18 protein-coding genes are annotated in these 22,132 nt (G+C 61.0%); 7 read left to right on the top strand and 11 right to left on the bottom strand.

What is annotated here, in order from left to right; all coding sequences use genetic code 11:
- Positions 1-15 precede the first annotated feature (15 nt).
- Positions 16-1,398, top strand: coding sequence for a cysteine--tRNA ligase (gene cysS, locus OC605_RS00170; protein ID WP_122612129.1), 1,383 nt, complete (start codon positions 16-18; stop codon positions 1,396-1,398).
- 198 nt (positions 1,399-1,596) lie between these two features.
- Here the strand turns inward: cysS and OC605_RS00165 are convergent, their stop codons facing one another.
- Positions 1,597-3,432, bottom strand: a complete 1,836-nt coding sequence (locus OC605_RS00165; protein ID WP_262135989.1) for a sigma-54-dependent Fis family transcriptional regulator — start codon at positions 3,430-3,432, stop codon at positions 1,597-1,599.
- Between the two features lie 383 nt (positions 3,433-3,815).
- Here OC605_RS00165 and OC605_RS00160 point away from each other — a divergent pair, with 383 nt between their 5' ends.
- The 6 genes from OC605_RS00160 to OC605_RS00135 are packed head-to-tail and all read left to right on the top strand — an operon-like array spanning position 3,816 to position 9,768.
- Positions 3,816-4,910, top strand: coding sequence for an ABC transporter ATP-binding protein (locus tag OC605_RS00160; RefSeq protein WP_016775291.1), 1,095 nt, complete (start codon positions 3,816-3,818; stop codon positions 4,908-4,910).
- Positions 4,910-6,022, top strand: a complete 1,113-nt coding sequence (locus OC605_RS00155) for an ABC transporter ATP-binding protein (RefSeq protein WP_262135988.1) — start codon at positions 4,910-4,912, stop codon at positions 6,020-6,022. The genes OC605_RS00160 and OC605_RS00155 overlap by 1 nt, the downstream gene beginning before the upstream one ends.
- The gene (locus tag OC605_RS00150) at positions 6,019-6,885 is read left to right on the top strand and encodes a carbohydrate ABC transporter permease (RefSeq protein WP_007912484.1); all 867 of its coding nucleotides are present in this window, start codon (positions 6,019-6,021) and stop codon (positions 6,883-6,885) included. The genes OC605_RS00155 and OC605_RS00150 overlap by 4 nt, the downstream gene beginning before the upstream one ends.
- Before the next feature lie 9 nt (positions 6,886-6,894).
- Entirely contained in the window at positions 6,895-7,695 is an 801-nt protein-coding gene (locus tag OC605_RS00145) for a carbohydrate ABC transporter permease (protein WP_262135987.1), read from the top strand.
- Between the two features lie 10 nt (positions 7,696-7,705).
- Positions 7,706-7,978, top strand: coding sequence for a DUF2160 domain-containing protein (locus OC605_RS00140; RefSeq protein ID WP_038861868.1), 273 nt, complete (start codon positions 7,706-7,708; stop codon positions 7,976-7,978).
- Between the two features lie 47 nt (positions 7,979-8,025).
- Entirely contained in the window at positions 8,026-9,768 is a 1,743-nt protein-coding gene (locus tag OC605_RS00135) for an ABC transporter substrate-binding protein (RefSeq protein ID WP_262135986.1), read from the top strand.
- A gap of 383 nt (positions 9,769-10,151) precedes the next feature.
- Here OC605_RS00135 and nuoN read toward each other — a convergent pair whose 3' ends face one another.
- From nuoN to nuoE, 10 genes are all read right to left on the bottom strand, one after another.
- On the bottom strand, positions 10,152-11,615 hold the full coding sequence (gene nuoN / locus OC605_RS00130) for an NADH-quinone oxidoreductase subunit NuoN (protein WP_024013420.1): 1,464 nt from the start codon (positions 11,613-11,615) through the stop codon (positions 10,152-10,154).
- 7 nt (positions 11,616-11,622) lie between these two features.
- Positions 11,623-13,155: an NADH-quinone oxidoreductase subunit M gene (gene nuoM / locus OC605_RS00125; protein WP_016775285.1), complete on the bottom strand. Its 1,533-nt coding sequence runs from the start codon at positions 13,153-13,155 to the stop codon at positions 11,623-11,625.
- A 39-nt stretch (positions 13,156-13,194) separates the two neighbouring features.
- Positions 13,195-15,048, bottom strand: coding sequence for an NADH-quinone oxidoreductase subunit L (gene nuoL / locus OC605_RS00120; protein ID WP_024013419.1), 1,854 nt, complete (start codon positions 15,046-15,048; stop codon positions 13,195-13,197).
- Positions 15,045-15,353: an NADH-quinone oxidoreductase subunit NuoK gene (nuoK, locus tag OC605_RS00115; RefSeq protein WP_003180046.1), complete on the bottom strand. Its 309-nt coding sequence runs from the start codon at positions 15,351-15,353 to the stop codon at positions 15,045-15,047. The genes nuoL and nuoK overlap by 4 nt, the downstream gene beginning before the upstream one ends.
- Positions 15,354-15,356: 3 nt before the next feature.
- Positions 15,357-15,857, bottom strand: coding sequence for an NADH-quinone oxidoreductase subunit J (gene nuoJ, locus OC605_RS00110; protein WP_262135985.1), 501 nt, complete (start codon positions 15,855-15,857; stop codon positions 15,357-15,359).
- 9 nt (positions 15,858-15,866) lie between these two features.
- A complete protein-coding gene (gene nuoI / locus OC605_RS00105) occupies positions 15,867-16,415 on the bottom strand; it encodes an NADH-quinone oxidoreductase subunit NuoI (RefSeq protein ID WP_016775283.1) in 549 nt (182 codons plus the stop codon).
- Positions 16,416-16,426: 11 nt separating this feature from the next.
- Complete coding sequence (gene nuoH, locus OC605_RS00100) at positions 16,427-17,434, bottom strand: NADH-quinone oxidoreductase subunit NuoH (protein ID WP_262135984.1); 1,008 nt, start codon at positions 17,432-17,434, stop codon at positions 16,427-16,429.
- A complete protein-coding gene (gene nuoG, locus OC605_RS00095) occupies positions 17,431-20,145 on the bottom strand; it encodes an NADH-quinone oxidoreductase subunit NuoG (RefSeq protein WP_186566394.1) in 2,715 nt (904 codons plus the stop codon). Before nuoG ends, nuoH begins: the two co-directional genes overlap by 4 nt.
- A gap of 136 nt (positions 20,146-20,281) precedes the next feature.
- Positions 20,282-21,637, bottom strand: a complete 1,356-nt coding sequence (gene nuoF / locus OC605_RS00090; RefSeq protein ID WP_024013417.1) for an NADH-quinone oxidoreductase subunit NuoF — start codon at positions 21,635-21,637, stop codon at positions 20,282-20,284.
- Entirely contained in the window at positions 21,634-22,131 is a 498-nt protein-coding gene (nuoE, locus tag OC605_RS00085; RefSeq protein ID WP_003223804.1) for an NADH-quinone oxidoreductase subunit NuoE, read from the bottom strand. Before nuoE ends, nuoF begins: the two co-directional genes overlap by 4 nt.
- Position 22,132: the final 1 nt, after the last annotated feature.

The raw sequence follows: 22,132 nt of genomic DNA, 5'->3' as shown, positions 1-22,132 counted from the left end.
AGTCAAGGAACTAACGTGCTAACGATCTACAACACGCTCAGCAAGAGCAAAGAAGTCTTCAAGCCGCTGGATGGCAACAAGGTGCGCATGTACGTCTGCGGGATGACCGTGTACGACTACTGCCACCTCGGCCACGGCCGCAGCATGGTCGCGTTCGACCTCGTGACGCGCTGGCTGCGCTTCAGCGGTTACGACCTAACCTACGTGCGCAACATCACCGACATCGACGACAAGATCATCAATCGCGCCCGCGAGAACGGTGAGTCGTTCGAAGCGCTGACCGAGCGCATGATCGCCGCGATGCACGAAGACGAAGCGCGCCTGAACATCCAGAAGCCGGACATGGAACCGCGCGCCACCGATCATATCGCTGGCATGCACGCGATGATCCAGACCCTGATCGACAAGGGCTACGCCTACGCGCCGGGCAATGGCGACGTGTACTACCGCGTCGCCAAGTTCATGGGCTACGGCAAGCTGTCGCGCAAGAAGATCGAAGATTTGCGCATTGGCGCGCGCATCGAAGTCGACGAGTCGAAACAAGACCCGCTCGACTTCGTCCTGTGGAAAGCCGCCAAGCCGGGCGAGCCGAGCTGGGAATCGCCATGGGGCGCCGGGCGTCCGGGCTGGCACATCGAGTGCTCGGTGATGTCGACGTGCTGCCTCGGCGAGACCTTCGATATTCATGGCGGCGGCAGCGACCTGGAGTTCCCGCACCATGAAAACGAAATCGCCCAGAGCGAAGCGGCCACCGGCAAGACCTACGCCAACGCGTGGATGCATTGCGGGATGATTCGCATCAATGGCGAGAAGATGTCCAAGTCCCTGAACAACTTCTTCACCATCCGCGACGTACTCGACAAGTACCACCCGGAAGTCGTGCGTTACCTGCTGGTATCGAGCCACTACCGCAGCGCGATCAACTATTCGGAAGACAACCTCAAGGACGCCAAGGGCGCACTGGAGCGTTTCTACCATGCGCTGAAAGGCCTGCCGAGCGTCGCGCCGGCAGGCGGCGAAGCGTTTGTAGAGCGTTTCACCACGGTGATGAACGACGACTTCGGCACCCCTGAAGCGTGCGCTGTGCTGTTCGAGATGGTGCGTGAGATCAACCGTCTGCGCGAGAGCGATCTCGATGCAGCGGCGGGGCTGGCGGCACGTCTGAAGGAACTGGCCAGCGTGCTGGGTGTGTTGCAGCTGGAAGCGGATGACTTCCTGCAGGCGGGCGCTGAAGGGCGGGTCGATGCGGCTGAGGTTGATGCGCTGATTGCGGCGCGTCTGGCAGCTCGGGCGGCGAAAGACTGGGCCGAGTCGGACCGGATTCGTGATCAGCTGACGGCGATGGGTGTGGTGCTGGAAGATGGCAAGGGTGGCACGACCTGGCGTCTGGCTGACTGATAGCCTTACCTGTTACAGACAAAACCCGCCTTGTGCGGGTTTTGTTTTTTCTTCCTCAGGACCAGCGTTGACCGGGCGGACGCTTTCGCGAGCAGGCTCGCTCCCACAGTGGATTTTCGCCATGTCCGTTTTCCGTGCACGACACGAATCCCCTGTGGGAGCGAGCCTGCTCGCGAAGAGGCCCGTCCAGACAACTTGTCATTCAGCCTGCCGCAACCGCTTGTAAAGCGTATTCCGACTGACTCCCAACCGCCGCGCCAGATGCGAAATATTCCCCCCTGCCGCCTTCAACTCGCGGTTCAACGCGTCAACATCATTCAAATCCAGCCCCAACGGCGCCGCTGTCTCCACTGGCTCCATCTCCAGATCGACAAAAAAATCATCAGGCAAATGCTCTGGCCGCACCGGTTGCTCCTCGGCCATGGCCAGCGCTACCTGCATCACGCTGCTGACCTGACGCAAATTCCCCGGCCACGGATGCTTTGCAAACAGCTCCAATACCTCCGGGCTCAGCCCCGCCCATTGCGTCGGCTCGCGATGTTGCTCCCACAGCCGTTTGAACAGCGCCTGCTTGTCACTGCGCTCGCGTAACGGCGGCAGCTCCAGGGTCAGGCCGCCGATGCGGTAGTACAAATCCTCGCGAAAGCGGCCCAACTGCACCTGCTCGCGCAACGAACGGTTGGTCGCGGAAATGATCCGCAGATCAACCGGGAACAACTCGCTGCTGCCCACCGGCTGCACGCAACGCTCCTGCAACACGCGCAACAAACGCGCCTGGGTCGGCAGCGGCATGTCACCGATCTCATCAAGAAACAGCGTGCCTTTGTCGGCCTTGCGGATCAGGCCGATGCTGCCTTTCTGGTTGGCCCCGGTGAACGCGCCTTTCTCGTAACCGAACAACTCGGACTCGACCAGTTCAGCGGGGATTGCTGCGCAGTTCACCGCGATGAATGCCTGTTTTTGCCGTGAGCTGGCCTGATGCAAAGCTTTGACGAAGACTTCCTTGCCGACGCCGGTCTCACCGTGGATCAACAACGGAATGTCTTTTTCCAGCAAGCGCTCGGCTTGACGCACGGCCTTTTCCACGCGGCTGTCGCCGAAATGCAGCGTATTGAGACTGATCGCACTGGCTGGCGCAGGCTTGTCCTCGGCGACAAACACGCGCGCTTGCACCGGTGCCTGTTTCGGCCGTTTCAGCAAGCACTGGAAACGGTTGCGTCCAGAGGTCTGCAAGGCAAACGGCAGACCTTCGGGCTGATTGATCAACTCCAGCAGCGACACCTTGAACAGGCTTTCAACGCTGACGCGGGACAAACGCACACCGAGCAGATTGTCGGCGCGGCGATTGGCCGACAGCACCTGTCCGCTCTCATCGAAAATCAACAGCCCGGCCCACTGGCTGTCGAGGTTGTTCAACCCGGTGTTGAAGGTCAGTTGAAAATGCTGGCCATGGAACAGGTTGAGGATCAGCCGGTTCTCCACGGTCTGGCTCATCATCTTGACCATGCCCAGGGTGTGCGAGGGCGGCAGGTAGCTGTCGCTGGAGACATCGAGCACGGCGATGACCTTGCGCTCGGCGTCGAAAATCGGCGCGGCGGAGCCGGTCATGAAGCGGTTGGCCTTGAGAAAGTGTTCGTCGTGTTCGATGTGCACCGCCTGCTCACAGGCCAGTGCGGTGCCGATCGCGTTGGTGCCGCTGCTGCGCTCCATCCAGCTCGCCCCGGCCTGAAAGCCCCGGGCCAGATTCGGTTCGATAAAGCGCTGTGTGCCCCATGAGGTCAGCACCTGGCCCTGATTGTCGGCGAGCATGATCAGGCAGTTGGAATTGCTGAGAATGTTTTCGTAGTAGGGCAGGACTTCCTGATGCGTGGTCTGCACCAGCGAATGATGGCTGTCGAGCAACCGCGCAATGCCGGCGGCGGGCAATTGATCGAAGGCCGGGGCGCTCTGATGGTCGAGGCCGAACGCGCGGCAACGTTGCCAGGAGGTCTGGACGATTGCGTCGTGGGACAGCGGCGAAGCAGGTGCGGCCATGGGGGCGAGCCTCTGAGTGCAGCGATTTTATTATTGTTATGAACCCGATCTTCAAAACTACACAAATCCCCCTGTGGGAGCGAGCCTGCTCGCGAAAGCGTCGGTTCAGTCAATGGATTCATTGAATGACACACCGCTTTCGCGAGCAGGCTCGCTCCCACAGAGCATCTCTATCGCATTCAAGGTCGGCAAAAGCGTGCATAGAGTGTTGTTCACTATTGTTCATTGTCAATCGCCCCGACTGTTCAAAAGTGTTCAGCTGTGAACGCCGCTTGCCCCCGTAAACACTGCTTCTCAAGACAAATCAAGCACTTGCCATTTCTGGCACGAATGTCGCTCTGTTGCTCCGGTCGCTTGACTCCAAAAATAACAAAGGCCGAGCCATGTCACTCACCCTGGAGCACGTCAGCCGTACCGTCGAGGGCCAGATCTGGATCGACGATGCGTGCCTGAAATTCGAACCCGGATCCTTCAACGTTCTGCTCGGGCGCACGCTGTCCGGCAAGACCAGCCTCATGCGTCTGATGGCCGGCCTCGACAAGCCCGACAGCGGCCGCGTGCTGATGAACGGCGTCGACGTCACCCAGCGCCCGGTGCGGCTGCGCAACGTGTCGATGGTCTATCAGCAGTTCATCAATTACCCGACCATGACCGTGTTCGAGAACATCGCCTCGCCACTGCGTCAGGCCGGCATCTCGAAAGAGATCATCCACAGCAAGGTGCAGGAAACCGCACGCATGCTGCGCATCGAGAAGTTCTTGCAGCGCTATCCGCTGGAGCTCTCCGGCGGACAGCAACAGCGCACGGCCATGGCCCGCGCGCTGGTCAAGGATGCTGAACTGATCCTCTTCGACGAGCCGCTGGTCAACCTCGACTACAAGCTGCGCGAAGAGCTGCGTCAGGAAATGCGCGAGCTGTTCAAGGCCCGCCACACCATCGCCATCTACGCCACCACCGAGCCCAACGAAGCGCTGGCCCTCGGCGGCACCACCACCATCCTGCACGAAGGCCGGGTGATCCAGAGCGGGCCGTCGACCGAGGTCTACCACCAACCGCAGTCGGTGCTCGCTGCTGAACTGTTCTCCGAGCCGCCGATAAACCTGATGCCGGGACGCATTGCCGGCAACGAAGTCAGTTTCGCCAACTTTGTACACTTTCCGTTGAACGTCGATCTGCGCCCGGTGGGCGAGGGCGAGTTCCGCTTCGGCGTGCGCCCCAGCCATATCTCGCTGGTGCCGAGCAACGATGACGATCTTGAATTGGCGGTGACCGTCGAGGTCGCCGAAATCAGCGGCTCGGAAACCTTCCTGCATGTACGCAACGAGCATTTCCTGCTGGTGCTGCACTTGCCCGGGGTTCACGAATACGACGTCGATGCGCCGATCCGCATCTATATCCCGACCCACAAACTGTTCGTTTTCGATGCGCAGGGCCGTCTGGTGCAAGCACCGGGCCGGCGTGTCGCGAGGGTTGCCTGATGGCCGAAATCCGTTTGCAGCACCTCGCCCACAGCTACAGCAAAACCCCGAGCGGCGCGGAGGATTATGCGATCCGCGAGATGGATCACGTCTGGGAGCAGGGCGGCGCCTACGCCTTGCTCGGCCCGTCCGGTTGTGGCAAGTCGACCTTGCTCAACATCATTTCCGGCCTGCTCAGCCCGTCCCAGGGCCATGTGTTGTTTGACGGCAAAGCGGTCAACGACCTGACCCCGGAGAAGCGCAACATCGCCCAGGTTTTCCAGTTTCCGGTGGTCTACGACACCATGACCGTGTTCGACAACCTCGCTTTCCCCCTGCGAAACCAGGGCATGGCCGAGGCGAAAGTGCACAGCAAGGTGCAGGAAATTGCCGAAGTTCTCGACCTGCAGAACCTGCTTAGCAAGAAGGCGCGCAATCTCACCGCCGACGAAAAACAGAAAGTTTCCATGGGCCGTGGGCTGGTGCGCGACGACGTCTCGGCGATCCTCTTCGATGAGCCGCTGACGGTGATCGACCCGCACCTGAAGTGGAAACTGCGGCGCAAACTCAAGCAGATCCACGAGCAGTTCAATATCACCATGGTCTACGTCACCCACGATCAACTGGAAGCTTCGACGTTCGCCGACAAGATCGCGGTGATGTACGGCGGCCAGATCGTCCAGTTCGGCACGCCTCGGGAATTGTTCGAGCGCCCCAGCCACACCTTTGTCGGCTATTTCATCGGCAGCCCCGGCATGAACCTGATCGAGGTACAGCCGCAGCCCGGCGGCGTCGGTTTCGCTTCGACGCACCTGCCGTTATCCGACGCCTTGCAGCGCCATATCGAGCACGGCCAGTGGAAAAATCTCAAGGTCGGCATCCGCCCCGAATTCATTCATGTGTGGGACGAGCCGTTTGACGATGCGATGCAGGCAAAAGTCGTACATGTCGAAGACCTCGGCACCTACAAGATCATGACTCTCAACCTCGACGGCGCGCCGTTGAAGGTGCGCCTGGCTGAAGACAAACCGGTGCCTCAGGGCACGGCTTACATCAGTTTTCCGGCGCAATGGCTGATGGTCTATGCCGATGAGTTTCTCCTGGAAGTCAGCGACGACGAGGTGCAGCCATGAACAAGGTGCAGAACAACAAGGCCTGGTGGCTGGTGTTGCCGGTGTTCCTGCTGGTGGCGTTCAGTGCGGTGATCCCGATGATGACCGTGGTCAACTATTCGGTGCAGGACATCTTCGACCAGTCCAGCCGCTACTTCGTTGGCGCTGACTGGTACAAGCAAGTGCTGCTTGACCCGCGTCTGCATGATTCGCTGCTGCGCCAGTTCATCTATTCGGCCTGCGTGTTGCTGATTGAAATCCCCCTGGGCATCGCCGTCGCGCTGACCATGCCGACCAAGGGCCGCTGGTCCTCGGTGGTGCTGATCATTCTGGCGATTCCGCTGCTGATTCCGTGGAACGTGGTCGGCACCATCTGGCAGATTTTTGGCCGGGCAGACATCGGCCTGCTCGGTTCCAGCCTCAACGCGATGGGCATCAGCTACAATTACGCGGCCAACACCATGGACGCCTGGGTGACGGTGCTGGTGATGGACGTCTGGCATTGGACTTCGCTGGTCGCGCTGTTGTGTTTCTCCGGTTTGCGAGCAATTCCCGACGTCTATTACCAGGCGGCGCGGATCGACCGCGCCTCAGCCTGGGCGGTGTTCCGCCACATTCAATTGCCCAAACTGAAAAGCGTACTGCTGATCGCGGTGATGCTGCGTTTCATGGACAGTTTCATGATCTATACCGAGCCGTTCGTGCTCACCGGCGGCGGGCCGGGCAATGCCACGACCTTCTTGAGTCAGACGTTGACGCAGATGGCCGTAGGGCAATTCGACCTCGGTCCGGCAGCGGCGTTTTCGCTGGTGTACTTCCTGATCATCCTGTTGGTGTCCTGGCTGTTCTATACCGCCATGACGCACTCCGACGCCAACCGCTGAGGCCCGGCCATGAGCAAGAGAAAGCTTATTCCGTTGCTGGTGTACATCCTGTTCCTGCTGGTGCCGATCTACTGGCTGCTGAACATGTCGTTCAAGAGCAACACCGAAATCCTCGGCGGCCTGACGCTTTTCCCACAGGACTTCACGCTGGCGAACTACAAGGTGATCTTCACTGATCCGAGCTGGTACACCGGCTACTTGAATTCGCTGTATTACGTCAGCCTCAACACGGTGATTTCCCTGAGCGTGGCGTTACCGGCGGCTTACGCGTTTTCACGCTATCGTTTCCTCGGCGACAAGCATCTGTTCTTCTGGCTGCTGACCAACCGCATGGCGCCGCCGGCGGTGTTCTTGCTGCCGTTCTTCCAGTTGTATTCGTCGATCGGCCTTTTCGACACGCATATCGACGTGGGTTTGGCGCACTGCCTGTTCAACGTGCCGCTGGCGGGGTGGGTTCTCGGAGGTTTTATGTCCGGCGTGCCCAAGGAGATCGACGAAACGGCCTACATCGACGGCTACAGTTTCCCCAAGTTCTTCGTGAAGATTTTCATCCCGTTGATCGGTTCCGGTATCGGCGTCACGGCGTTTTTCTGCTTCATGTTCTCCTGGGTCGGGCTGCTGCTGGCGCGCACGCTGCCCTCGGTCAACGCCAAACCGATTGCGGCGGTGATGACGCGCACGGTGTCGGCGTCGGGGATCGATTGGGGCGTGCTGGCAGCGGCGGGGGTGTTGACCATCCTGCCGGGCATGCTGGTGATCTGGTTTGTACGCAACCACGTGGCCAAGGGCTTTGCCCTCGGTCGGGTATGAGGAGCTGATGATGGAATGGATGAGCTGGACGACACCGACCGCCGCGTTCTTCATCGGCATCGGTCTGATTCTGGTGGGCATGACCACCTGGGAATTGCGCTCGCCGAGCATTCTGCGGCGCGGGTTTCTGCCGATTGCCACCACCCGTGGCGATCGCTTGTTTATCGGTCTTCTCGGCAGCGCCTACCTGCATTTGCTGGTAATCGGCGTCACCGACTGGAGCATCTGGGTGGCGTCCGCGTTGTCCCTGGTGTGGCTGTTGGCTGTGATGCGTTGGGGCTAGTCGAATCGTTCGGCAACGCGGCTCCACAACTTAAACAGGAGGTCTCTATGTTCGATAAAAACAATAAGCTGCGACATAGCATTTCATTGGCAGCCATGCTGGCACTCAGCGGTTTGAGCGCATCTGCCTGGGCCGACGCCTACGAAGATGCTGCAAAAAAATGGATCGGCAGCGAGTTCAAGCCCTCGACCCTGACGGCCGAACAGCAGCTCGAAGAACTGAAGTGGTTCATCAAGGCCGCCGAGCCGTTTCGCGGCATGGACATCAAGGTCGTTTCCGAAACCCTGACCACTCACGAATACGAGTCCAAGGTGCTGGCCAAGGCCTTCAGCGAAATTACCGGGATCAAACTCACCCACGACCTGCTGCAGGAAGGCGACGTGGTCGAAAAAATGCAGACGGTGATGCAGTCGGACAAGAACATCTACGACGGCTGGGTCAACGACTCCGACCTGATCGGCACGCACTTTCGCTACGGCAAGACCGAATCGATCACTGATCTGATGGCCAACGAGGGCAAGAATTTCACTTCGCCAACCCTCGACATCAAGGACTTCATCGGCATCTCCTTCACCACCGCGCCGGACGGCAAGATCTATCAACTGCCCGACCAGCAATTCGCCAACCTGTACTGGTTCCGTGCCGACTGGTTCGAGCGCGCCGATCTGAAAGCCAAGTTCAAGGAGAAGTACGGTTACGAGTTGGGCGTGCCAGTGAACTGGTCGGCCTATGAAGACATCGCCAAATTCTTCAGCGAAGACGTCAAGGAAATCGACGGCAAACGCGTCTACGGCCACATGGATTACGGCAAGAAAGACCCGTCGCTGGGCTGGCGTTTCACCGATGCCTGGTTCTCCATGGCCGGTGGCGGCGACAAGGGACTGCCCAACGGCTTGCCGGTGGACGAGTGGGGCATCCGCGTCGAGGACTGTCATCCGGTTGGTTCAAGCGTGACCCGTGGCGGCGACACCAACGGCCCGGCGGCGGTGTTTGCCACCACCAAATACGTCGACTGGCTGAAGAAATACGCGCCACCGGAAGCGGCCGGCATGACCTTCTCCGAGTCCGGCCCGGTGCCGTCGCAGGGCAACATCGCCCAGCAGATCTTTTGGGACACCGCGTTCACCGCCGCCATGACCAAACCCGGCCTGCCGGGGGTCAACGCCGACGGCACGCCGAAATGGCGCATGGCGCCGTCGCCTAAAGGCCCGTATTGGGAAGAGGGCATGAAGCTCGGCTATCAGGATGTGGGATCGTGGACGTTCATGAAATCCACGCCTGAGAAACAGAAACTCGCGGCGTGGCTGTACGCGCAGTTCGTCACGTCGAAAACTGTTTCGCTGAAGAAAACCATCGTCGGTCTGACACCTATTCGCGAGTCGGACATCAACTCGCAGGCCATGACCGATCTGGCGCCGAAACTCGGTGGTCTGGTCGAGTTCTATCGCAGCCCGGCCCGCGTGCAATGGTCGCCGACCGGTACCAACGTGCCGGACTATCCACGTCTCGCTCAGCTGTGGTGGAGCCATATCGCCGAAGCCGCCAGCGGCGAGAAAACACCGCAACAAGCGCTCGATGGCCTGGCCAAGGATCAGGACCGCATCATGGAACGCCTCGAACGCTCCAGGGCCCAGGCCACTTGCGCACCGAAGATGAACCCGGAACGCGATGCGCAATACTGGTTCGATCAACCGGGCGCACCGAAGCCGAAACTGGCCAACGAGAAGCCGAAGGGTGAAACCGTGAGCTATAGCGAACTGCTGAAATCCTGGGCGGATGCGCGCAAATGATGTTGGAAATGTGAGAAGCGAACGGCACCGGAAGGTGCCGTTTTTTTTGCTGCCGGATCTGCCGCTTTCGCGAGCAGGCTCGCTCTCACATTGGATCGGTGCTACTCAAAATTGGTGGCACCCGAGATCCCTGTGGGAGCGAGCCTGCTCGCGAAAGCGGTGGGTCGGTTAGCATATCCATCGACTTGTAGGACGCCATCGCGAGCAGGCTCACTCCTGCTGGGTGTGCGATGCACCCGGATGCTATGAGCGACACACACACCTGTGGGAGCGGGCTTGCCCGCGATGACGCTTGCACAAACGCCGGCGATATCGACTTCTGCTACAAACAAAAAACGGCACCCGAAGGTGCCGTTTCCATTCCAGCCAGATCAGCCGAGCAATCAGCCCGCCAGACCCGCCTGCTGTACCAGCACCAGCAACGGTTGCGGGTACACGCCCAGGAAGAATGCGACCAGGGCGATGGCCAGCAGCATCACGCCGCCTGCCTTCTGTTCCCAGTGCAGCTGGGCGTCGTGGCGACGCAGGTTAGGCTCGATCAGATACAGGGTGACCATCACGCGCAGGTAGTAGAAAACGCCGATGGCGCTGCCCAGTACCAGTGCGCCGACCAGCCACCACTGACGCGTTTCGACGCCGCTGGCGATGATGTAGAACTTGCCGATGAAGCCGGCGGTCAGCGGGATGCCGGCCAGGGACAGCATCATCACGGTCAGCACGGCGGTCAGGTACGGACGGCGCCAGAACAGGCCGCGGTACTCGTAAAGCGCGTCAGCGTCGCGGCCGTTGTACGGCGACGACATCAGGGTGATCACGCCGAACGCGCCGAGGCTGGTGATCACGTAGGTGACCAGATAGACGCCGATGGCTTCCACCGCCAGACCCTTGCTCGCCACCAGCGCGATCAGCAGATAGCCGAAGTGCGCAATCGACGAGTAACCGAGCAGACGCTTGAGGTTGCTCTGGGTCAGGGCCAGCAGGTTACCGAACAGGATCGAGGCGACCGCGATCACGCTCAGCACATCGCTCAGCACGCCACTGCTGGCGGCAGGGGAGAGCTGGAACAGACGCACCATCACCGCAAACACTGCGACCTTCGAAGCGGTAGCGAGGAACGCCGCCACCGGTGCCGGAGCACCTTCGTAGACGTCCGGCGTCCACAGGTGGAACGGTACCAGCGACAGCTTGAACGCCAGACCGATCAGCATCATGCCCAGGCCCAGTTGCGCCAGCGGGCTTGGCAGGCCGGTTGCAGCCAGGGCCTGACCGATGCCGACGAAGCTCAGCGAACCGGCGTCGGCGTAGAGCAGCGCCATACCGAACAGCAGGAACGCGGAACCGGCGGCCGACAGCACCATGTACTTGATGCCGGCTTCCAGCGAACGCTTGTTGAAGAAGGCGTAAGCCACCAGACCGTAGACAGGTACCGAGAGCAGTTCCAGACCGATGAACAACCCGGCCAGGTGCTGCGCGCTGACCAGCACCAGACCACCGGCGGCGGCCATCAGGATCAGCAGGTACAGTTCTTCGCGGTTGCCCGGGTAACCCGAACCGCCATCACCCAGATAAGCGTGGGCGAGGGTGACGCAGGCGAGGGTGGCGACCAGGATCATCGCCATGTACAGGCAGGCAAACGCGTCGATCTGCAGCAATGGGGTCACGGCCAGAGGCGCGACTTTCAACGCAGGCAGGATCGACAGCAGGGCCAGGTTCAGACCCGCCACCGAAATCAGGAAGGTCTGCGAGTGGTTGCGGCGCCAGGCGATTGCCAGCATCACCACGATAATGGTGAGGCTGGTGATCAACAGTGGCGCAAGCGCAATAAAGTGTTGAATCGTGAATTCCATAGCGCTCTTACCGGGCCGAAGCGAGTTGAGAGAAGGCGGTGCCGAGCCACTGCTGCACGCCATGCATGGTGGCGGCAGAGGTGTCGAGGAACGGTTGCGGGTAGACGCCGAGGTAAATCAGCAATACCGCCAGACCGAGCACCATGATCAGTTCGCGCGCATCCATGCCGTGCAACACCGCGTCGGATTTCGACGGGCCGAAGTAGGCACGGTGGATCATGATCAGCGAGTAGACCGAACCGAACACCAGACCGGAAGTGGCAATCGCCGTGACCCATGGAGCGCTGGCGAAAGAGCCGATCAGGATCAGGAATTCGCCGACAAAGTTACCGGTGCCCGGCAAGCCCAGCGACGCCGCCGCGAAAAACAGGCTGATCGCAGGCAGGTAAGCGATACGCGACCACAGACCGCCCATCTCACGCATGTCACGAGTGTGCAGACGCTCGTACAACTGACCGCTGAGGATAAACAGCGCCGCTGCCGACAGACCGTGCGCCAGCATCTGGATCACTGCGCCTTGCAGCGCCAGTTGGCTGCCGGAGTAGATACCGATCAACACGAAGCCCATGTGGGAAACGGAAGAGAAGGCAATCAGACGCTTGATGTCGGTTTGTGCGAACGCGAGGAACGCGCCGTAGAAGATCCCGATCAGACCGAGGGTCATGGCGATCGGCGCGAACTCGGCCGAAGCGTTCGGGAACAGCGGCAGGGCGAAACGCAGCAGACCGTAGGCCGCAGTTTTCAGCAGGATACCGGCGAGGTCGACGGAACCGGCAGTCGGTGCCTGGGCGTGAGCATCAGGCAGCCAGGAGTGGAACGGTACGACGGGCAGCTTGACCGCGAAGGCGATGAAGAAGCCGAGCATCAGAATGTACTCGGTGGTCATCGACATCTTGGTTTTCAACAGGTCGGCGTAGTTGAAGGTGATCACGCCGGTGTTGTTGAAGTTGACCAGCACCAGACCGAGGATCGCCACCAGCATGATCAGGCCGGACGCCTGAGTGAAGATGAAGAACTTGGTCGCTGCGTAGATCCGGGTTTTCTTGCCGTCCGAAGAACTGTGACCCCAGAGCGCGATGAGGAAGTACATCGGCACCAGCATCATTTCCCAGAAGAAGAAGAACATGAACAGGTCGAGGGCGAGGAACACGCCGACCACACCGCCCAGGATCCACATCAGGTTGAGGTGGAAGAAGCCAACGTGACGTTGAATCTCTTTCCACGAGCAGAGTACCGAGAGGATACCCAGCAGGCCGGTCAGCAGGATCATCAACAGCGACAGGCCGTCGAGGGCCAGGTGCACGTTGATGCCGAAACGCTGGATCCAGACATGCTTGAACTCAAGCGCCCAGGTCGGATCGGCGCCCGGCGCCGGTGCGAATGAATAGTCACCGTGGGCCCACAGCCAGAGGCCGAGCGCGAGTTCCAGGGTCATGGTCAACAGCGCAATCCAGCGCGGGAGGGTAGCGCCGAAGCGCTCACCCATCCAGCACAGCAGGCCGCCGATGAAGGGGATCAGGATTAGCCAAGGCAGAATCATGACGGGCTCGTTTCCTTTCGCAAATTCGCAAGGTTCATATCAGACCGCTACCAGCACGATGGCGCCGATCACCAGCACGGCACCAGCAGCCATCGAGGCGGCGTACCAACGCAGTTGACCGGTCTCGGTGCGGCTCAGGGCAGTGTGACCACCCTTGGCCATACGCGGGATCAGACCGATGGTCTGGTCGAGCGGGTCTTTGCGCAGTACATGGCTGATCGCAAGGTACGGCTTGACGAACAGTTTGTCGTAGATCCAGTCGAAGCCCCAGGCAGCGAACCACCAGGCCGAAAGGAAACGGCCGATGCCGCTGTTGGCGATCGCCGTGACGAAGCGACGCTTGCCAAGGAACAGCAGCGCTGCCAGCAGGATACCGGCCAGGGCGATGGCGCCCGAGGCGATTTCCAGACTGTGCTTGGCTTCGCCACCGGCATGGCCGACGCTTTGCGGCAGTACGCCGTGCAGCGGCGGCACGATCATCGCGCCGACGAAAGTCGACAGCACGATCAGCACCGACAGTGGCAGCCAGTGGGCGATGCCGTGGCCGGCGTGGGCTTCGGTCTTGGCTTCACCGTGGAACGCGATGAAGATCAGGCGGAAGGTGTACAGCGACGTCATGAACGCACCGACCAGACCTGCGTAAAGCAGACCCTGGTTGCCGCTGGCGAACGCTTCCCAGAGGATTTCGTCCTTGGAGTAGAAACCTGCGGTAACCAGTGGCAGAGCGGCCAGCGCGGCACCACCGACGATGAAGCTGGCGTAGGCCAGTGGCAGTTTCTTCCACAGACCGCCCATCTTGAAGATGTTCTGCTCGTGGTGGCAGGCAACGATCACCGCACCGGAAGCAAGGAACAGCAGGGCCTTGAAGAAGGCGTGGGTCATCAGGTGGAAGATCGCGCCTTCCCAGGCGCCAACGCCCAGCGCCAGGAACATGTAGCCGATCTGGCTCATGGTCGAGTAGGCGAGGATACGTTTGATGTCGGTCTGAACCAGCGCGGCGAAACCGGCCAGTACCAGGGTCACGCCACCGACGATGCCGACGAGGTGCAGGATGTCCGGCGCCAGCGCAAACAGACCGTGGGTACGGGCAATCAGGTAGACACCGGCGGTCACCATGGTCGCGGCGTGGATCAGTGCCGAAACCGGGGTAGGGCCGGCCATTGCGTCAGCGAGCCAGGTCTGCAGCGGCAATTGCGCCGATTTGCCGACAGCACCGCCGAGCAGCATCAGGGTTGCCAGAACGATCCAGAAGTCGCCGACCTTGAAGTGCTCAGGCGCACGCACCAGCAGTTCCTGGACGTTCAACGTGCCCAGTTGCTGGAACAGGATGAACAGGCCGATGGCCATGAACACGTCGCCGATGCGGGTGACGATGAAAGCCTTGAGTGCCGCGTTACCGTTGTTGCGGTTGCTGTAGTAGAAACCGATCAACAGGTACGAGCACAGGCCCACGCCTTCCCAACCGAAGTAGATGAACAGCAGGTTATCGCCGAGGATCAGGAACAGCATGCTGGCGATGAACAGGTTGGTGTACGAGAAGAAGCGCGAGTAACCGTCTTCGCCACGCATGTACCAGGACGCGAACAGGTGGATCAGGAAGCCGACGCCGACGACCACACCGAGCATGGTCACCGACAGGCCATCCAGGTACAGCGCGAAGTTCGGCTGGAAACCTTCCACCGACATCCAGCGCCACAGCACCTGGGTGTACACGCCACCCTCCGGCGGTGCGACGTTGAATTGCCAGATCACGTAAGCGGTGACGATGGCCGACAGGCCGATCGAACCGACACCGATCAGCGCCGAGAGGTTTTCCGAGAAGCGGCCGCGCGAGAACGACAGCAACAGGAACCCGATCAGAGGGAATACGAAAGTCAGAAAGAGTAGGTTCATCCGCGCATCTCACTGGCAGCGTCGATATCGAGCGTGTGGAAGCGGCGATACAGTTGCAGCAGGATCGCCAGGCCAATACTGGCCTCGGCTGCGGCAAGGCTGATCACCAGGATGAACATGATCTGTCCATCCGGCTGCGCCCAGCGGGCGCCCGCGACGATGAAGGCCAGGGCAGAGGCGTTCATCATCACTTCCAGACTCATCAACACGAACAAAATGTTGCGGCGGACCATCAGGCCGACCAGACCAAGGCAGAACAGGATGCCGGCGACGGCCAGTCCATGTTCGAGAGGGATAGCAGGCATGTCTTACTCCTTCGCCTCGTTACGGCCCAAATGGAACGCCGTGACGGCTGCGGCGAGCAGCAGCATCGAGGCGAGTTCGACCACCAGCAGGTACGGGCCGAACAGGCTGATGCCCACGGCTTTCGCGTCTACGGTGGCGTGGCCGATGGCCTGACCGCTCTGGTGAGCGAACAGCACATACAGCAGTTCGGCCAGCAGCAGCGCGGCAAGAATCACCGGTCCTGCCCAGATGCCGGGCTTGAGCCAGGTGCGTTCCTGCTGCACCGAGGCGGGACCCAGGTTGAGCATCATCACCACGAACACGAACAGCACCATGATGGCGCCGGCGTAGGCGATCACTTCCAGCACACCGGCGAACGGCGCGCCGAGGGCGAAAAAAGTCATGGCCACGGCGATCAACGAGATGATCAGGTAGAGCAGGGCGTGCACGGGGTTGGTGTTGGTGACCACACGCAGCGTGGACACCACAGCAATACCCGATGCGAAATAGAAAGCGAATTCCATCGTTCTTCCTTAAGGCAGCAAGCTCTTCACGTTGATCGGTTCGGCTTCGTTCTGCGCAGCGCCTTTCGGCTTGCCAGCGATTGCCATACCTGCAACACGATAGAAGTTGTAATCAGGGTTTTTGCCGGGGCCGGAGATCAGCAGATCTTCTTTCTCGTACACCAGGTCCTGACGTTTGAACTCGGCCATCTCGAAATCCGGGGTCAACTGGATCGCGGTGGTCGGGCAGGCTTCCTCGCAGAGACCGCAGAAAATGCAGCGCGAGAAGTTGATCCGGAAGAAGTCCGGGTACCAGCGACCGTCTTCGGTTTCAGCTTTCTGCAGCGAGATGCAACCCACCGGGCAGGCCACGGCGCACAGGTTGCAGGCTACGCAGCGTTCTTCGCCATCGGGGTCGCGGGTCAGGACGATGCGGCCACGATAGCGCGGCGGCAGGTAGACCTGCTCCTCGGGATATTGCAGGGTGTCGCGCTTGCGAAAGCCATGGCCGAAGACCATGACCAGGCTGCGCAACTGGGTACCGGTACCCTTAACGATGTCGCCAATATATTTGAACATGGGTCAAATCCTCACTGAACCGCAACCGCAGGCGTGTTCATCAACACAACCGCAGCGGTCACCAGCAAATTGATCAGGGTCAGTGGCAGGCAGAATTTCCAGCTGAAATCCATCACTTGGTCATAGCGCGGACGCGGGATCGAAGCGCGCAGCAGGATGAACAGCATGATGAAGAACGCGGTCTTCAGTGCGAACCAGACGAAGGACAGTTGCGGCAGGATGCCGAACGGACCGTGCCAGCCACCGAAGAACAGGGTGACCAGCAGCGCCGAGATCAGGATGATGCCGATGTATTCACCGACGAAGAACATGCCCCATTTCATACCGGCGTATTCAATGTGGTAACCGTCGGCCAGTTCCTGTTCCGCTTCCGGCTGGTCGAACGGGTGACGGTGAGTCACGGCGACACCAGCGATGAAGAAGGTACAGAAGCCGAAGAACTGCGGAATGATGAACCACAGGTTCTGCGCCTGGTACTCGACGATGTCGCGCATGTTGAACGAGCCGACCTGGACGACGATGCCCATCAGGGCCAGGCCCATGAACACTTCGTAGGACACGGTCTGCGCCGAGGCACGCAAGCTGCCGAGCAGGGCGAACTTGTTGTTGCTCGACCAGCCGGCGAACAGCACCGCGTAGACCGACAGACCGGCCATGGCGAAGAAGAACAGCAGGCCGATGTTCAGATCCGCCACGCCCCAGGTCGGGGTGATCGGGATGATCGCAAAGGCGATCAGCAGGGCGGACATGGCCACCACCGGCGCCAGGGTGAAGATCACCTTGTCGGCAAACGGCGGCGTCCAGTCTTCCTTGAAGAACATCTTCAGCATGTCGGCGGCGATCTGGAACATGCCGAACGGGCCAACGCGGTTCGGACCGTAACGGTCCTGCCACCAGCCCAGCAGGCGACGTTCGACAAAGCTGAGCAAGGCGCCTGCAACCACTACGGCCAGCAGGATCACGATGGCTTTGATGACCGTCAGGATCACATCGATCACTTCAGGGGGGAACCAGGTCATTGCGCTGCCTCCTGCAGACCGTCGACGGACACGCCGGCGAATGCCGGTGGAATGCCGGCGATGCCCGCAGGCAATGCCACCAGACCGGCGCCCAGTTCTTCATTGATGCGCAGCGGCAGACGCAATGTCTGACCGGCCACGTTCAGGCTCAGCAGGGCACCGTCGTTGACGCCGAGGCGATCCGCTTCGGATTTCGCCAGCGCGACGTAAGGTGCCGGAATGCGTTCCTGTACCGGGGCGGCTTTCGAAGAGTTTTCTTCACTGCCGAACAGGTGGAAGAACGGCACGGCTTGCCAGGTACCCGGCGCCGGGTTGAACGCACGCGGCGCAGCGGCGAACCAGTTCAGCGAATCACCGGTGCTTTCGATCAGGCGTGTGCCCGGGTCGCCAGCACGCAGATGACCACCGACTTCGTCCTGGAACTTGTTCCACGCTTGTGGCGAGTTCCAGCCCGGCGACCATGCGAATGGCACCTGCTGACGCGGTTCGGCGGAGCCCGAGTAACCTTCCATGGAGAAGGCGAACGCGGTGTCCTGGTCTTGCGGGGTGCGTGGTTCGTGAACGCTGATATCGGCGCGCATGGCGGTGCGGCCGGAATAACGCAGCGGCTCACGGGCCAGTTTCAGACCCTTGATGCGGAAAGCCGCCGACGGTGCAGCATCGACGATACGTGCCAGTTGCGCAGTGCTCGAGGCAACGGCGGCGGTGACATGGTCGAGTTGCGTCCAGTCGATCGGCTGGTTCAGCAGGGTCGCGCGCAGGGCGTGCAGCCAGCGCCAGCCTTCGTGCACCAGAATGCTCGCATCCATGTATTGCGGATCGAAAACCTGGAAGAAGCGCTGGGCGCGGCCTTCCTGGCTGACCAGCGTACCGTCGCCCTCGGCGAAGCTCGCCGCTGGCAGAACCAGGTGCGCGCGATCAGTGGTGGCGGTTTTCTGATGGTCAGCAACGATCACCACTTTTGCAGCGTTCAGCGCAGCATCGACCTTGGCGTTGGCAGTGCGGGTGTACAGATCGTTTTCCAGCACGACGATAGCGTCGGCCTTGCCGTCGATGACCGCTTGCAGCGCGGCGTCGACCGATTCGCCACCGAGCATGGCCAGACCGAGGCTGTTGGCCTCCGGCACGATCAGGCTGATCGAACCGTTCTTCTCGCGTAGCTTCAGGGCTTTGGCGATGTTCGCGGCAGCTTCGATCAGGGCTTTGGAGCCCAGCGAAGTACCGGCGATGATCAGCGGACGCTTGGCGGCGAGCAGGGCATCGGCGATGCGCTGCGCCAGTTCCAGGGCTTCGGCGTCCAGACCTTCAACGGCCGGGGCGCTGGCATCCAGTGCGTGAGCAACGGCAAAACCGATGCGCGCCAGATCATCCGGAGCGGCGTGCACGCACTCTTCGGCAACGTCGTCGAGCTTGGTTTCGGCGAGGCTGGCGATGAACAACGGGTTCAGCGCGTGCTGGCCGATGTTCTTCACCGCCGCGTCGAGCCAAGGCTGTACGCGCATGGCTTCGGCCATGTCTTCAGCCTTGCCCTTGACCGACTGACGCAGGGCCAGCGCCATACGCGCAGCGGTCTGGGTCAGGTCTTCGCCGAGGACGAAAATCGCGTCGTGGTCTTCGATGTCGCGCATGTTCGGCACTGGCAGCGGGCTGTCGTTCAGCACCTGCAGGACCAGACGGATGCGCTCCAGCTCGGAAGCCTCAATGCCCGAGTAGAAATGCTCGGCGCCGACCAGTTCGCGCAACGCGTAGTTGCTTTCGAGGCTGGCACGCGGCGAACCGATGCCGACGATGTTGCGCCCGCGCAGCAGGTCGGCGGCTTTGTCCAGCGCAGCGTCAAGGCTCAGCTTGGTGCCGTCGGCCAGCAGCGGCTGACGTGGACGGTCGGTGCGGTTGACGTAGCCATAACCGAAACGGCCACGGTCGCAGAGGAAGTACTGGTTCACCGAACCGTTGAAGCGGTTTTCGATGCGACGCAGTTCACCGTAACGCTCGCCCGGGGAAATGTTGCAACCGCTCGAGCAGCCATGGCAGATGCTTGGCGCGAACTGCATGTCCCACTTGCGGTTGTAGCGCTCGGAGTGAGTCTTGTCGGTGAATACACCGGTCGGGCAGACCTCGGTGAGGTTGCCGGAGAACTCGCTTTCGAGGGTGCCGTCTTCAACGCGACCGAAGTACACGTTGTCGTGGGCGCCAAACACACCGAGGTCGGTGCCGCCGGCGTAGTCCTTGTAGAAACGCACGCAGCGGTAGCAAGCGATGCAGCGGTTCATTTCGTGGGAAATGAACGGGCCGAGTTGCTGGTTCTGGTGGGTGCGTTTGCTGAAGCGATAACGGCGCTCGTTGTGGCCGGTCATCACTGTCATGTCTTGCAGGTGGCAGTGACCGCCTTCCTCGCACACCGGGCAGTCGTGCGGGTGGTTGGTCATCAGCCATTCGACAACACTGGCGCGGAACGCCTTGGATTCTTCATCGTCGATGGAGATCCAGGTGTTGTCGGTGGCCGGGGTCATGCAGGACATGACGATGCGACCACGGGTGTCGTTCTCGTCGGTGTACTGCTTGACCGCGCACTGGCGGCAGGCCCCGACGCTACCAAGCGCGGGGTGCCAGCAGAAATATGGAATGTCGAGGCCCAGCGACAGACATGCCTGTAACAGGTTGTCTGCCCCGTCGACTTCGAGCGCTTTGCCGTCTACGTGGATAGTGGCCATGGTTCAAAGGTCTTCGTTGGCCCGGTGTCAGCGGGCGTGGCTAATGGAATCTTGTTATGCGTCCGAATCCAAACAGCCCCGAAGGGCGTCATCGGACGAAAGGCGAAGGGCACGGACCCTTCGCCTTTTTAAGCGTTTACGCGCCGACTACGATCGGCCTTGCCAGAGGCGGGACGGCGGCGCTGACAGGCGCGATACCGGCTTCGAACTCTGGACGGAAGTATTTGATGGCGCTGCCCAGCGGCTCCACGGCACCCGGTGCGTGAGCACAGAAGGTCTTGCCCGGGCCGAGGAAACCGACCAGACCCAGCAGGGTCTCGATGTCGCCCGGCTGGCCCTTGCCCTGTTCGATGGCCATCAGCAGCTTGACGCTCCATGGCAGACCATCGCGGCACGGTGTGCAAAAACCGCAGGATTCGCGGGCGAAGAACTGCTCCATGTTGCGCAGCAGCGAGACCATGTTGACGCTGTCGTCCACCGCCATCGCCAGACCGGTACCCATCCGGGTGCCGACCTTGGCAATGCCGCCGGCGTACATTTGTGCGTCGAGGTGCTCGGGCAGGAGGAAACCGGTACCGGCACCGCCTGGCTGCCAGGCCTTGAGCTTGAAGCCGTCGCGCATGCCGCCGGCGTAGTCTTCGAACAGTTCACGACCGGTGACGCCGAATGGCAGTTCCCACAGGCCCGGGTTCTTGACCTTGCCGGAGAAGCCCATGAGCTTGGTGCCCATGTCTTCGGAACCTTCGCGGGCCAACGATTTGTACCAGTCAACGCCGTCGGCAATGATCGCCGGCACGTTGCACAGGGTTTCGACGTTGTTCACGCAGGTCGGCTTGCCCCACACGCCGACGGCGGCAGGGAAGGGCGGCTTGGAGCGCGGGTTGGCGCGGCGGCCTTCGAGGGAGTTGATCAGTGCGGTTTCTTCACCGCAGATGTAACGCCCGGCGCCGGTGTGGACGAACAGCTCGAAGTCGAAACCGCTGCCGAGAATGTTCTTGCCCAGCAGGCCGGCCGCCTTGGCTTCTTCCACCGCACGGTTGAGGTGCTTGGCGGCGGTGGTGTATTCGCCACGCAGGAAGATGTAGCCACGGTAGGTTTTCAGCGCGCGGGCACTGATCAGCATGCCTTCGATCAGCAGATGGGGCAGTTGCTCCATCAGCATGCGGTCTTTCCAGGTGTTCGGCTCCATTTCATCCGCGTTGCACAGCAGGTAGCGGATGTTGATGGATTCGTCCTTGGGCATCAGGCCCCACTTCACGCCAGTGGGGAAGCCGGCACCGCCGCGACCCTTGAGGCCAGCGTCTTTGACGGTCTGGACGATAGCGTCCTGATCCATCTCGGCGAAGGCTTTGCGTGCAGCGGCGTAACCGTTCTTGGCTTGGTACTCGTCGAGCCACACGGCTTCGCCGTCATCACGCAGACGCCAGGTCAGCGGGTGAGTCTCGGCCGAGCGCTGGATGCGGTTGGCTGGACCAAAAGATGTCAGGGTCATACGTAGCCCTCGAGCAGTTTGGCCACGCCAGCAGGCTGCACGTCGCCAAAGGTGTCGTCGTCGATCATCAGCGCCGGTGCCTTGTCGCAGTTGCCGAGGCAGCAGACAGGCAGCAGGGTGAAACGACCGTCGGCGGTGGTCTGACCCAGGCCAATGCCCAGATTGTTCTGGATTTCGCTGACCACCGACTCGTGGCCGCCGATGTAGCAGACCATGCTGTCGCAGACGCGAATGATGTGGCGGCCGACCGGCTGACGGAAGATCTGGCTATAGAACGTCGCCACGCCTTCAACGTCGCTGGCCGGGATGCCGAGGATCTCGCCAATCGCGTACAGGGCGCCGTCCGGCACCCAGCCGCGTTCTTTCTGAACGATCTTCAGGGCTTCGATCGACGCCGCGCGCGGGTCTTCGTAGTGATGCAACTCGTGCTCGATGGCCGAGCGCTCGGTTTCACTGAGGGTGAAACGGTCTGTCTGGATAAGCGTGCTGTTCATG

The organism is Pseudomonas sp. Marseille-Q5117, from assembly GCF_946901175.1.
Taxonomy (GTDB): Bacteria; Pseudomonadota; Gammaproteobacteria; order Pseudomonadales; family Pseudomonadaceae; genus Aquipseudomonas; species Aquipseudomonas iranensis.
This window is presented reverse-complemented; position numbering and strand designations above follow the sequence as displayed.

Coding starts and splice junctions, on each gene's coding strand:
- OC605_RS00165 (WP_262135989.1), bottom strand. CDS start 3,432: ATGGCCGCACCTGCTTCGCCGCTGTCCCACGACGCAATCGTCCAGACC.
- OC605_RS00160 (WP_016775291.1), top strand. CDS start 3,816: ATGTCACTCACCCTGGAGCACGTCAGCCGTACCGTCGAGGGCCAGATC.
- OC605_RS00155 (WP_262135988.1), top strand. CDS start 4,910: ATGGCCGAAATCCGTTTGCAGCACCTCGCCCACAGCTACAGCAAAACC.
- OC605_RS00150 (WP_007912484.1), top strand. CDS start 6,019: ATGAACAAGGTGCAGAACAACAAGGCCTGGTGGCTGGTGTTGCCGGTG.
- OC605_RS00145 (WP_262135987.1), top strand. CDS start 6,895: ATGAGCAAGAGAAAGCTTATTCCGTTGCTGGTGTACATCCTGTTCCTG.
- OC605_RS00140 (WP_038861868.1), top strand. CDS start 7,706: ATGGAATGGATGAGCTGGACGACACCGACCGCCGCGTTCTTCATCGGC.
- OC605_RS00135 (WP_262135986.1), top strand. CDS start 8,026: ATGTTCGATAAAAACAATAAGCTGCGACATAGCATTTCATTGGCAGCC.
- nuoN (WP_024013420.1), bottom strand. CDS start 11,615: ATGGAATTCACGATTCAACACTTTATTGCGCTTGCGCCACTGTTGATC.
- nuoM (WP_016775285.1), bottom strand. CDS start 13,155: ATGATTCTGCCTTGGCTAATCCTGATCCCCTTCATCGGCGGCCTGCTG.
- nuoL (WP_024013419.1), bottom strand. CDS start 15,048: ATGAACCTACTCTTTCTGACTTTCGTATTCCCTCTGATCGGGTTCCTG.
- nuoK (WP_003180046.1), bottom strand. CDS start 15,353: ATGCCTGCTATCCCTCTCGAACATGGACTGGCCGTCGCCGGCATCCTG.
- nuoJ (WP_262135985.1), bottom strand. CDS start 15,857: ATGGAATTCGCTTTCTATTTCGCATCGGGTATTGCTGTGGTGTCCACG.
- nuoI (WP_016775283.1), bottom strand. CDS start 16,415: ATGTTCAAATATATTGGCGACATCGTTAAGGGTACCGGTACCCAGTTG.
- nuoH (WP_262135984.1), bottom strand. CDS start 17,434: ATGACCTGGTTCCCCCCTGAAGTGATCGATGTGATCCTGACGGTCATC.
- nuoG (WP_186566394.1), bottom strand. CDS start 20,145: ATGGCCACTATCCACGTAGACGGCAAAGCGCTCGAAGTCGACGGGGCA.
- nuoF (WP_024013417.1), bottom strand. CDS start 21,637: ATGACCCTGACATCTTTTGGTCCAGCCAACCGCATCCAGCGCTCGGCC.
- nuoE (WP_003223804.1), bottom strand. CDS start 22,131: ATGAACAGCACGCTTATCCAGACAGACCGTTTCACCCTCAGTGAAACC.